Annotated in this window: 10 protein-coding genes; 9 read left to right on the forward strand and 1 reads right to left on the reverse strand. The window is 59.9% G+C overall.

Going from position 1 to position 11,548, the window contains the following annotated elements; genetic code table 11:
- The first annotated feature begins 47 nt into the window (after window positions 1-47).
- Window positions 48-1,166, forward strand: a complete 1,119-nt coding sequence (locus tag QLG12_RS04625) for an SMP-30/gluconolactonase/LRE family protein (RefSeq protein ID WP_282474011.1) — start codon at window positions 48-50, stop codon at window positions 1,164-1,166.
- A 119-nt stretch (window positions 1,167-1,285) separates the two neighbouring features.
- On the opposite strand, the gene QLG12_RS04630 is transcribed toward QLG12_RS04625, so the two are convergent.
- Window positions 1,286-2,212, reverse strand: a complete 927-nt coding sequence (locus QLG12_RS04630) for a LysR family transcriptional regulator (RefSeq protein WP_197867778.1) — start codon at window positions 2,210-2,212, stop codon at window positions 1,286-1,288.
- Between the two features lie 191 nt (window positions 2,213-2,403).
- On the opposite strand from QLG12_RS04630, the gene QLG12_RS04635 reads away from it, so the two are divergent.
- The 8 genes from QLG12_RS04635 to QLG12_RS04670 all read left to right on the forward strand — a co-directional run bounded on the left by QLG12_RS04635 (window position 2,404) and on the right by QLG12_RS04670 (window position 11,547).
- Window positions 2,404-3,840, forward strand: coding sequence for an NAD-dependent succinate-semialdehyde dehydrogenase (locus tag QLG12_RS04635; protein WP_282474012.1), 1,437 nt, complete (start codon window positions 2,404-2,406; stop codon window positions 3,838-3,840).
- A gap of 10 nt (window positions 3,841-3,850) precedes the next feature.
- Window positions 3,851-4,189 carry a carboxymuconolactone decarboxylase family protein gene (locus QLG12_RS04640; RefSeq protein ID WP_197867780.1) on the forward strand — a complete coding sequence of 113 codons (339 nt, stop codon included), beginning with the start codon at window positions 3,851-3,853 and terminating at the stop codon, window positions 4,187-4,189.
- On the forward strand, window positions 4,186-5,187 hold the full coding sequence (locus tag QLG12_RS04645) for an NAD(P)H-quinone oxidoreductase (protein WP_282474013.1): 1,002 nt from the start codon (window positions 4,186-4,188) through the stop codon (window positions 5,185-5,187). The genes QLG12_RS04640 and QLG12_RS04645 overlap by 4 nt, the downstream gene beginning before the upstream one ends.
- A gap of 101 nt (window positions 5,188-5,288) precedes the next feature.
- Window positions 5,289-5,450 (forward strand): hypothetical protein, encoded by a 162-nt coding sequence (locus tag QLG12_RS04650; protein ID WP_165369533.1) that lies wholly within the window; start codon window positions 5,289-5,291, stop codon window positions 5,448-5,450.
- 376 nt (window positions 5,451-5,826) lie between these two features.
- Complete coding sequence (locus tag QLG12_RS04655) at window positions 5,827-6,369, forward strand: DUF3833 domain-containing protein (RefSeq protein WP_282474014.1); 543 nt, start codon at window positions 5,827-5,829, stop codon at window positions 6,367-6,369.
- Between the two features lie 25 nt (window positions 6,370-6,394).
- Window positions 6,395-7,933 (forward strand): cryptochrome/photolyase family protein, encoded by a 1,539-nt coding sequence (locus tag QLG12_RS04660; protein ID WP_197867784.1) that lies wholly within the window; start codon window positions 6,395-6,397, stop codon window positions 7,931-7,933.
- 164 nt (window positions 7,934-8,097) lie between these two features.
- A complete protein-coding gene (locus tag QLG12_RS04665; RefSeq protein ID WP_282474015.1) occupies window positions 8,098-11,043 on the forward strand; it encodes a PAS domain-containing protein in 2,946 nt (981 codons plus the stop codon).
- 54 nt (window positions 11,044-11,097) lie between these two features.
- Entirely contained in the window at window positions 11,098-11,547 is a 450-nt protein-coding gene (locus QLG12_RS04670) for a TspO/MBR family protein (RefSeq protein ID WP_108562004.1), read from the forward strand.
- The last annotated feature ends 1 nt before the right edge of the window (window position 11,548 follow it).

Below are 11,548 nucleotides of genomic sequence, written 5' to 3' on the forward strand. Positions count from 1 at the left end.
GTTATTAGTACGCCTCCCAACAAAAATAAAACCACGGAGATTGCTACATGGACTCATCCCTGTCCGCCAAGCCTGAAAGCCTCGAACAGGTAAAGGGCAATACCCGCCGCAGCTTCCTGAAAAAATCCCTCGCGGTTTCCGCCACGCTCGCCACCGGCTCTGCCTTGCTGCCCAGTCTCGCTGAAGCCGCCGAACCGTTGAGTCAACGCTACCCGGATCCACTGATTCACATCCTCGACGACAGCTTCCTCGACTTGCGTATTTTCAACGCCAGTGTGGAAAAACTTGCCACCGGGATGCGCTGGGCCGAAGGACCAGTGTGGGTCGGTGATGGCCGCTATTTGCTGGTCAGCGACATCCCCAATAATCGCATCATGCGTTGGGATGAAATCACCGAGACCTTCACCGTGTACCGTGAATACTCGAACTTTTCCAACGGGATGTGCCGGGATCGCCAAGGGCGGCTTATCGTCTGCGAAGGCTCTACCACCACCAGCGAAGGCCGCCGCATCACGCGCACCGAATACAACGGCACGACCACCGTGCTGGCCGACAGCTTCGAGGGCAAGCCCTTCAACTCGCCCAACGACATCGTCTGCAAAAGTGACGGTTCGATCTGGTTTACCGACCCGCCATTCCAGACCGGCAACAACTACGAAGGCCACAAAATCACCCCGAGCCAACCCCACGCCGTTTACCGCATTGACGGTGAGAGCAGAAAGGTCACTCGGGTCATCGACGACCTGAACGGCCCCAACGGTCTGTGCTTTTCTCCCGACGAGAAAACCCTGTATGTCGTCGAAGGTCGCGCCAAACCCAATCGCTTGATCTGGGCCATTGCCGTGAAGGAAGACGGCACACTGGGCGAGCGCCGCAAGCACATCGAGGGGCTGGACTATGCGGCAATCGACGGTATCAAGTGCGACGAAGCGGGCAATCTGTGGTGCGGCTGGGGCGGCAATGGAGATCCCAGGGCCGACCTGGAAAAACTCGACGGCGTGCGGGTTTTCAACCCACAGGGCAAGGCCATCGGGCATATTTCGCTGCCAGAGCGCTGCCCCAACTTGTGTTTCGGCGGGCGCGAAGGGAACAGGCTGTTCATGGCAAGCAGTCACTCGATCTACTCGCTTTTTGTGAATACTCGCGGGACTACGTTTGCATTGTGAGCACGCCGTTGTGCTCTTGATCGTTTGCTGAGTCTCGAAACACTATCTTGCCGCGCAACCAGGGATGCGCGGCATTCAACCCTTGCAGTCCCCTGCCTCACCGATGCGGCCTGGGGCTTTCAATCGATAAGTGCCTGAGCCGTTGCTGCCAGCTGACTCCCCACACGGTCCTTCAAACTGTCGATAAAGCGTGTGATCTTGGCATCGACGAACTGTCGAGACGTGTAGACCGCATACACGTTTCGCTCATACGTATGGTAGTCAGGCAGAACCCGCACCAGTTGGCCAGAGCGAAAATCATCGATAGCGGTAAATCCAGCCAGCAAGCCGATACCGGCCCCTTGCCGAATGGCGACCGCCATCGCGTCCATGTCATTCACGCTGAAGCTCGGTCCGGTGGGAACGAAGGTCGCGTCACCTGCTTTGCTCTTGAGCTGCCACTCATCCCGCACATAGTCCACCGTTCCGAGCAGCAAGCATTGATGAGCGCTGAGTTCGTCAGGCGTGGTCGGGGTTCCGTGTCGTTCCAGATAGTCGGGCGACGCGGCCAGAACGCAATGACTGACGCCGATCTTCTGACTGACATACGCTGAATCCGGCAGCGTACGGGCAATCAGGATCGAGACATCCAACTGGTCCTCGAGCAGGTTGGGCATGCGTTGCGAGAGCATCAAATCCACGGTGACGTCCGGAAATTCATCGCGATACGCCAGCACTGCGCCGGTCACCAGGTGCCGAGCGAGTCCAGGTACGCAGTGCACGCGCAAGGTTCCCCTAGGCTTCAAGGCTGCATTGCTCGCTTCGGCTTCTGCACTTTCCAGGTCAGCCAGGATCTTGATGCACCGCTCGTAGAACCGACGACCCGCGTCGGTCACCGAAAGACGTCGGGTAGATCGTTGCAACAGACGCGCATCGAGCACATTTTCAAGTGCCGAGACGGCGCGCGAGACATTGCCGACAGTGGAGTCCAGATGGTTCGCAACGGCCGTGAAACTGCCCATCTCGACCACTTTTACGTACACCGACATATTTGAAAGTTTATCCATCCTGATCGTCCTTCAGACCTGCAATCCGCTTGAGACAAGTGCGGATGCTACACCCTCCCCCTGCCCCCCGATATTACCTCTGGGGACAACAATGATTCCCTCGTGGCCGGCTAAATCAAGCGACTGACCTTCCATAGACTTGGTTTCACGGAGCGCTTGCCCGTCCCTGACAACCAACCAAAGGCCACACCATGAACAACTCCTACGATCAGCTTTATCTTTTCATCGGTGGTGAATGGATCGATGCGCAAGGTCGCTCTACGGCAGCCGTCGTCAACCCTGCGACCGGGCGTGAAATCGGACGTGTTCCCCTCGCCACTGCCGGCGACCTTGACCGCGCCCTGGAAGTGTCCCGAGTGGGCTTCGAACAATGGCGGCAGACGGTGCCGGACCAGCGCGCGAAAATCCTCAAACGCGCCGCCGATCTGATCTTGGAACGAGCCCCGCACATTGCAGCGCAGATGACCCTGGAAGAAGGCAAGCCACTGAGCGAAAGCATGGATGAAGTGGTGCGAGCCGCAGAGTATTTCGAATGGTTCGCCGAAAGCGCTCGGCGCATCGACGGCCGTGTTGTACCTGCCAACCGCCCCGGTGTACTGCAACTGGTCAAACGCCAGGCCATTGGCCCGGTCGCAGCTTTCACGCCGTGGAATTTTCCGGCCATCACGCCTGCCCGCAAACTGTCGGCGGCCCTGGCGGCGGGTTGCAGTGTGATTCTCAAACCCGGAGAAGAAAGCCCTTCCACCGCACTGGCGCTGGCACGGGCGCTGGACGACGCAGGCCTGCCCAAAGGCGTGCTGCAAGTGGTCTTCGGCGTACCGGATCAGGTGTCCAGCCAGCTCATTGCGTCTGCGATCATCCGCAAGGTGACGTTCACCGGCTCGGTGCCCATTGGACGGCTATTGTCGGCCCGCGCCGCCGAGGGCGTGAAACCCATCACCCTGGAACTGGGAGGCCACGGCCCGGTGTTGGTATTCGCCGACGCTGATGTCGAGAAAGCCGCAGTAGAGGGGGTCGCAAACCGCTTTCGCGGTACCGGCCAGGTGTGCATCTCGTCGACCCGGTTCATCGTTCAGCGTGGCGCCTATCAAGCGTTTGTCGATCACTTTGTCGCGGCCACCAAAGCCCTGAAAATCGGCGACGGCTTCGACCCACAGACGCAGGTCGGACCGCTCGCCAACCCAAGGCAGTTGATCAAGATGGAGCAATTGATAGCCGATGCCGTCGAGAAAGGCGCACGGGTATTGGTCGGTGGCGAGGCGCTTCCCGGAGACGGCTTTTTCTTCCAGCCCACCGTTTTGGCAGACGTGCCCATGAACGCCCGCATCATGCACGAAGAACCTTTCGGCCCCATCGCCGTGCTGATGCCTTTCAACGAGCTGGCCGACGGCCTGCAAGAAGCGAATCGATTGCCGTATGGCCTTTCGGCCTATGCGTTCACTTCCAATGCACGAACAGCCATCGACGTGGCCGACGGATTGGAAGCCGGAATGATCGGGATAAACCAGTACCGCATCGTCGCCACCGAGCTTCCGTTCGGCGGCATGAAAGAAAGTGGTCACGGCTCCGAAGGCGGCGTTGAAGGCATCGAGCACTACCTCACCCACAAATTCATCAGCCAGGTTTAAGGGAGCCGCCATGTCCACGATCAATTTCAGCAGTCCTCGCGAAGCGGCCCGGGCGTTCACACCCAAGCTGTCGGATTTCGTCGACGCAACGCTTTATCCGCAGATCTGGGCCGATCCTGGATTGTCACTTCGCGACCGCAGCCTGATTACCGTCGCTGCATTGATTGCCGGGGGGCACTCAGAAGAGTTGCCCGCTCACTTGCGCCGGGCAATCACCAACGGCGTCAGCCTGGACGAAATTGCCGCAGCGATTACCCACCTGGCGTTTTATGTGGGCTTTCCCGGCGCCATCACTGCATCGGCCATCGCCAATGCCACGTTTTCCGACTCGGAGAAGAACCCGCTATGAAAGCGATCAACATCAGAGAATTCGGCGCCGCAGATGTCCTGGAACTCGTCGATGCGCCCGACCCCGAAGTCCGCCCCACCGACCTTCTGGTGCGGGTTTACGCCGCTGGCGTAAACCGTGCCGACCTGACCCATCGCACCGGTGGTTATGGGCATCCGAATTTCGGTGACTCGCTGATCATCGGACTGGAGATCGCTGGCGAGGTGATCGAGACAGGCAGCGAAGTGACTGGCTACGCCGTAGGAGACCGAGTGATGGGCGTCGTTGGCGGTGGCGCCTATGCCGAACTGGCGCGCATCGACTACCGCATGGCCATGCCGATCCCCGCGCAACTGGATTATGTACACGCAGCGGCTATCCCGGAGGTGTTCGTCACCGCCCATGAAGCGATGATGCACTTGGCTCGCCTCAAGTCCGGCGACTCGGTGTTGATTCATGCGGCGGCCGGCGGTGTCGGCTCCGCCGCCGTGCAACTGGCCTACGCCACCGGCGCCACGGTGTATGCCACCACAGAGGGCAGCAAGTTATCGCGTGTCGAACATCTGGGGGCTGACGTCGCGATTGACTACAAGACCCAGGACTTCGCCCAAGTCATTGCCGACAAGACAGATGGTCGAGGGGTCGATGTCGTCATCGACTTCATCGGCGAACCCTACTTCGCACGCAACATTGCCTCGCTTGCTCACGGTGGCCGACTGGTGCAGGTCGGGATTCTGGGCGGTGGCGGCCAGGTAAGCGTGGAGCTCGAACACATCCTCTATCGGCATCTGCAAATCATCGGCACGGTGATGAAATCCCGCACACAACCGGAAAAGCACGCCATGATCCAGCGCTTCCGTGAGCATTGGCTCGATCGCTTCGACGGCGCAGGGAGCCTGGAACCGGTGGTGGACAGCACATTTGCGCTCGCGCGGGCTGCCGATGCTCACCGGCGAATGGAGTCTTCAGAGAATGTCGGAAAAATCATCCTGACCATGCGTCCGGAGGATTCGCCGTAACACACCCGAAGCGTTCAAGGATGAACATTCATTCATCGAGAACAGGATTCGATGCGTCTAGTCTGCGGGTTACGACATAGTGACTACAGGAGTAACCCACCATGTTCTCGCACGAAAGCATCCCGCTGATCATCCTTTTCACCATCCTGCTGCTCGGCGTACTCACCGCCGTCCTTCATCCCGTGCATGCGTTCTACAGTTGGCTCCAGAGGCGCAGGGAAAGATCCGCTGCCGAGGCTGCGAGCGAGGCGGATTCGCACTGATGTGCATGACTGGCCCGGAGGAAACCGGGCCTTTTTCCGCCTGCTGGCGACAGCACCGCAAACCACAGTGAACACTATTCGCGCCCTCTCCCCGCTACCCAGGCAAGCCTTCAGCTTGTGATGTCGGTTCTGCGCATTTGCGCGAAAAAATTACCTCTTGATTGTCAGGTGGCTTTTTTCCGCCTATCGTGAACAAAACCTATACAGAATTGCCTTCCTCGTACAATTATTTTGGGTGCTGATCCGCCATGCGGCGCAACCCTGCCGCAGGAAAGCGAAATTAGACGGCCACAACCCTGTACGCGCGCTTCATGGCGTACAAGAAAGCATTTCCAGCGCGGTTCCTCGACCCCCTCTGCCATCAGGGAGCAAAGCAATGACTCGATTAGTGCTGTTACTGACACTGATACTCAGCATCGCAAGCTGCACCAGCGTGGATGTCAGCCATTATGCCGATCAACAACCAGCCCTCGATCTGCAGCGGTTTTTCAGCCAGCCCGTCAAGGCCTGGGGCATGTTTCAGAAGCGCGGCGGCGAAGTGACCAAGCGTTTCGAAGTCAACATTGTCAGCCGTCGCGAAGGCAACAACCTGATTCTCGACGAGCGCTTCCTGTACAGCGATGGCACCCGCCAACACCGCGTATGGACACTGACGCCCGAGGGCCAGGGACGCTGGAGCGGGCGCGCCGGTGATGTCGTAGGGGTTGCCCAAGGCCAGGTGGCGGGCAACACACTTCACTGGCGTTATCGGCTGAACGTACCGGTCGACGACTCGACCTATGAAATGAGCATGGACGACTGGATGTACTTGATGGATGAGGACACGTTGATCAACCGCACCAGCATGTCCAAGTTCGGGGTGGAAGTCGGTCAGGTGACTTTGTTCTTCCGCCGCCAAGGCCCCGAATCAAGCCAATGAACCGTAAAACGCAGAGCTCCATTGAATGAACGTTACCCGCCGCTTGTGTCTGGTACTGGGCGACCAGTTGTCGTTCGATCTGGCTTCATTACACGCACTCGACGCTGAGCGCGACACCGTGTTGCTGGTTGAAGTCATGGAAGAAGCCAGTCATGTGCCCCACCATCCACAAAAGATTGCCCTGATCTTCAGCGCCATGCGCCATTTCGCCCAGGCGTTGCGGGATCAGGGTACGCGGGTTGAATACGTGACCCTGGATGATCCCGATAACAGCGGTTCGGTGCCCGGTGAGCTGAAACGCTGGCAAGCGTTGTTACAGGCCGAGCAAGTGCACATCACCGAGTGTGGCGACTGGCGACTGGAGCACTCGATCAAGGAATGCGGTTTGCCCATCCACTGGCACGCCGATACGCGTTTTTTGTGCAGTCGCGAAGAATTTGCCGCATGGGCCGAGGGCAAAAAACAGCTGCGCATGGAGTTTTTCTACCGTGAGATGCGTCGCAAGAGCCGCCTGCTGCTCAATGGTGACGGCTCGCCAGTGGGCGGCGCGTGGAACTTCGATGCCGAGAATCGCAAGGCCCTGCCCAAGGGCGTCAAAGCGCCCTACCCGGCACGCTTCAAAAACGACGCCATCACCCGCGATGTACTGGCACTGGTCAAGGCGCGCTTCAGCCAGCACTACGGCGCGCTCGATGACTTCAACTATCCCGTCACCCATGCCGATGCGCAGGCACTCTGGGCGTATTTTCTTGATTATGGCCTGGCCGGGTTTGGCGATTACCAGGACGCCATGGCCAGTGACGAGCCGTTTCTGTTTCATGCGCGCATCAGTGCGGCGCTCAACATCGGCCTGCTGGATCTGCGCCAGCTGTGCAGCGACGTGGAGTCGGCGTACTGGGCCGGCAGCGTTGCGCTCAATGCCGCCGAAGGCTTCATTCGGCAACTGATTGGCTGGCGGGAATATGTGCGGGGCGTGTACTGGCTGAAGATGCCGGATTACGCACTGGGCAACTCGTTTGGCAACACCCGGGCATTGCCCGAGTTCTACTGGACCGGCGATACGCAAATGAACTGCATGCGCCACGCCATCGGGCAAAGCTTGCAGCACGCCTACGCGCATCACATTCAGCGGCTGATGGTCACCGGCAATTTCGCCCTGCTCGCCGGCATCGCGCCGAGCCAGATCTGCGAGTGGTATCTGGCGATCTACATGGACGCCTTTGACTGGGTCGAGCTGCCCAACACGCTGGGCATGGTCATGCATGCCGATGGCGGTTATCTCGGTTCCAAACCCTATTGCGCCAGCGGCCAGTACATCAATCGCATGTCGGATTACTGCCGCGGCTGCGCGTACAAGGTCAGCGAAAGCACGGCGGACAATGCCTGTCCGTTCAATGCGCTGTATTGGCATTTCCTGATGCGCCACGGTGAACTGCTGCGCGGCAATCAGCGCATGAGCATGATGTACAGGAACCTCGACCGCATGCCGGAAACCAAACAACAGGCACTCTGGCAACGCGGCCAGGCACTGTTGGCGCGCCTGGATAACGGCGAATCGTTTTGAAATCAGTGCTCGCCCGAAACGACCTTGCTCCATCAGTGAAACTTAACGACGAAGCAACCAGTCAACGGATCAGCAGCCACAACGCTTCCCGATATTGACTGCACCTGTCGGGCATGCCCGACCCTCCGAAATCGGCCCTTGAAAAACTCAACCAAGAAGGTGAGATGGACACCCTCAAACACCTTAGTCGCGAAGCGCTCGAGTCCGAGGTCAAGCGATTACGCGCCGCCTTGCAGAGCACTGAAGCCGACGATGAGCGCGACATCACGGCGCGACTGCACGCCAGTCAGGCTGCGCTCGCTCGCAGTGAGGCGCGGCAGCGCGCGGTTTTCGAGAGTGCAGTGGATTTCGCGATGGTCGTCACTGACCCCGGCGGATACATCACGGAATGGAACTGCGGCGCAACCAACGTGCTGGGCTGGTCCGCCGAAGAGGTTCGCGGCCAGAGCGCGGCCTGCTTTTTCACACCTGAGGACCGCGCCGCCGGCCGGGTCGAACAGGAAATACAGCGCGCCCTTGTCGAAGGCCGTGCCTACGATGAGCGATGGCATTTGCGCAAGGACGGCGAGCGATTCTGGGCCTCTGGCGAGCTGATGCCGCTCTACGATGAAGACCAGACTCATTTGGGCTTCGTGAAAATTCTCCGCGACCGTACTCAGGAGCATCTGTTCGGGCGCGCCATAATCGAAACCAAGGAACGCCATCGACTGGCCGTCATGGCCACCAGTGATGCGGTGTGGGACTGGGATCTGCAAACCAACCAGATCATCTGGAACCAGGCGTTGCAACAGGCGTATGGTTTCCCGCAGGAGAACGTTGATCCCAGCGGTGACTGGCGGTTCGCGCGGATCCATCCGCAGGATCAGGCGCGGGTGCAGGCATCGATCCGCGCCGCCATCGAAGGCGACGGCACGACATGGAGTGCGGAGTATCGGTTCTGCTGTCAGGATGGCTCCTATGCCGAGGTGCTCGATCGCGGTCACCTGATCCGCAATCAATCCGGCCAGGCCGAACGCATGATCGGCGCGATGCTTGACCTCACGCGCTCGCGCAGTGCCGAAACGGCGTTGCGCCGCAGTGAAGAGCGTTTCAGTACCATTCTGGAAACCATCGAGTCGGCGTTTGCCATCGTCAAAGTCAAATTCGACGCCAACGACCAGCCCGTCGACTACTACTTCGTCGAGGCCAACCCGGCGTTCGAGCGCCAGTGCGGGGTCAACCTGCGCGGTAAATGGGTGACCGAATTCGCGCCCAATCTGGAACGCTTCTGGTTCGAAACCTACGGCCACGTGGCCAAGACCGGGGAGCCGGCGAACTTCGAGAACTACGCCAATACCTTTGAGCGCTGGTTCGATGTGCGTGCGGTGCGCGTCGGTGACCCGGCCGACCGGCAGATCGCGATCCTGTTCAACGACGTCACCGAGCGGCGCGCGGCAGAAGACCGCTTGCGAGCCAGTGAGGCGATCGCCCGGGAGAACGTCGAGCGCGTGCAACTGGCGCTCGCGGCCGGCGCCATTATCGGCACCTGGCACTGGGATCTGCTGACCGACCGTTTTGCCGTCGACGAAGGCTTCGCCCAGGTGTTCAATCTCGACCCGGCACTGGGGCGTGAAGGCCTAAGCCTCGAACAAGTGATCACCAGCGTGCACCCCGACGACCGCGATAGCCTGACCACGGCAATCGACGAAGCCATTAGTCGTGGAGGCGCTTATTCCCATCAGTACCGTGTACGGCGCGAGGACGGCAGATACCAGTGGATCGAGGCGAACGGGCGTGTTGAATGTGCAGAGGACGCAACGCCGCTGCGCTTTCCCGGCGTGCTGATTGATGTCGAGGAGCGCCGCACCGTCGAGGCGGAACGCGACCGGGCTATTGCCGCGTTGCGTTCGCTCAACGACACCCTCGAACAACGGGTGTCATCGCGCACCGCCGAGTTGATGCAAGCAGAGGAGAAACTGCGTCAATCGCAGAAGATGGAAGCGGTCGGTCAACTGACGGGAGGCCTCGCTCACGATTTCAACAACTTGCTGGCCGGCATTTCCGGCGCGCTGGAGTTGATGGGCGCACGGATCAATCAGGGCCGCTTGAGCGAAGTCGACAAATACATGGTGACTGCACAAGGCGCAGTCAAGCGTGCCGCCGCCCTCACCCACCGCCTGCTGGCCTTCTCCAGACGCCAGACCCTCGATCCGCGGCCCACCGACGTCAACACGCTGATGACCGGCATGACCGAACTGATCCAGCGCACGGTGGGCCCGAGCATTCTGCTGGAAACCATTGGCTCGTCGGTGCTCTGGCCGACACTGGTCGATGCCAGTCAACTGGAAAACGCCCTGCTCAACCTATGTATCAACGCCCGCGATGCAATGCCCGACGGCGGACGCATCACCATCGAGACCGCCAATCGCATCATGGACGCCGAGACCGCCGGCGCGCTGGACATGCCCGAGGGCGAGTATGTGTGCCTGTGCGTCACCGATACCGGCACTGGCATGTCGGCCGATGTCATCGCCAAGGCCTTCGACCCGTTCTTTACCACCAAACCGCTAGGCCAGGGCACCGGGCTGGGGTTGTCAATGATCTACGGGTTCGCCAAGCAATCCGGCGGCCAGGTGCGCGTGCACTCGCAGGTCGATCGGGGCACCACGATGTGCATCTACCTGCCGCGTCACCGTGGCGATCCCGTGCAGAGTCACGATGACAAGCACATCGCTCCGGCGTTGCTGCCCAAAGCCAGCGAAACCATTCTGGTGGTCGACGATGAACCCACCGTGCGCGCCTTGTTGACCGAAGTGCTCGGCGATCTTGGCTACAACCTGCTTGAGGCGGGCGACAGCGTTGCCGGACTGAAGGTGTTGCAATCGAACGTGCACATCGACCTGCTGATTACCGACGTCGGCCTGCCGGGTGGCATGAACGGTCGGCAGCTTGCGGATGCCGGCCGGGAGATCCGCCCGAACCTGACCACGCTCTTCATTACCGGATATGCGGAGAACGCAGTGATCGGCGCCGGTCAACTGGGCCCTGGCATGCAGGTGCTGACCAAGCCCTTCGCGGTCGACACACTGGTAGCGCGGGTCAGCGAATTGATGTGCTCAAGATCCGAATGAACGACCGCTGCGGCGGAACAAACCAGGCAAACGGCTGCGGCCAAGGAGTAAGAAATGGTGACTTTCCTGATTTTCCTGATTGCCTGCGGTGCGGCGGCCACCACCGGCATGGTTTTCCAGCCCGGCCAATGGTACGCGCAGCTCAACAAACCGAAGTTCACGCCACCCAACTGGGTGTTTCCGGTGGCGTGGACGACGATCTACCTGCTGCTGGCCTGGGTTGGCTACCGCTTGACCCTGATTCCCGGCAGCGAACAGGTGCTGGCATTGTGGGCCGCGCAGATTGCCCTGAACACGCTGTGGACGCCGGTGTTTTTCGGTGCGCAGCGGATCGTTGCCGCGATGATCATTCTCGTGCTGTTGTGGTTGGTCGTCGCAGCGATGGTGATCCTGGCCTTGCGCCTGGACGTGATTACCGGGTTGATCCTGTTTCCCTATCTGGCCTGGCTGTGTGTCGCTGCGGCGCTTAATTTTTCGATCATGCGCAATAACCGGATTGGTTAGT

Origin of the sequence: Pseudomonas sp. V88_4, assembly GCF_029967985.1 — a bacterium.
Taxonomy (GTDB): Bacteria; Pseudomonadota; Gammaproteobacteria; order Pseudomonadales; family Pseudomonadaceae; genus Aquipseudomonas; species Aquipseudomonas glycinae.

What these genes read in the sequence shown, in the direction of transcription:
- QLG12_RS04625 (WP_282474011.1), top strand. Translation starts at nt 48, where the DNA reads ATGGACTCATCCCTGTCCGCCAAGCCTGAAAGCCTCGAACAGGTAAAG.
- QLG12_RS04630 (WP_197867778.1), bottom strand. Translation starts at nt 2,212, where the DNA reads ATGGATAAACTTTCAAATATGTCGGTGTACGTAAAAGTGGTCGAGATG.
- QLG12_RS04635 (WP_282474012.1), top strand. Translation starts at nt 2,404, where the DNA reads ATGAACAACTCCTACGATCAGCTTTATCTTTTCATCGGTGGTGAATGG.
- QLG12_RS04640 (WP_197867780.1), top strand. Translation starts at nt 3,851, where the DNA reads ATGTCCACGATCAATTTCAGCAGTCCTCGCGAAGCGGCCCGGGCGTTC.
- QLG12_RS04645 (WP_282474013.1), top strand. Translation starts at nt 4,186, where the DNA reads ATGAAAGCGATCAACATCAGAGAATTCGGCGCCGCAGATGTCCTGGAA.
- QLG12_RS04650 (WP_165369533.1), top strand. Translation starts at nt 5,289, where the DNA reads ATGTTCTCGCACGAAAGCATCCCGCTGATCATCCTTTTCACCATCCTG.
- QLG12_RS04655 (WP_282474014.1), top strand. Translation starts at nt 5,827, where the DNA reads ATGACTCGATTAGTGCTGTTACTGACACTGATACTCAGCATCGCAAGC.
- QLG12_RS04660 (WP_197867784.1), top strand. Translation starts at nt 6,395, where the DNA reads ATGAACGTTACCCGCCGCTTGTGTCTGGTACTGGGCGACCAGTTGTCG.
- QLG12_RS04665 (WP_282474015.1), top strand. Translation starts at nt 8,098, where the DNA reads ATGGACACCCTCAAACACCTTAGTCGCGAAGCGCTCGAGTCCGAGGTC.
- QLG12_RS04670 (WP_108562004.1), top strand. Translation starts at nt 11,098, where the DNA reads ATGGTGACTTTCCTGATTTTCCTGATTGCCTGCGGTGCGGCGGCCACC.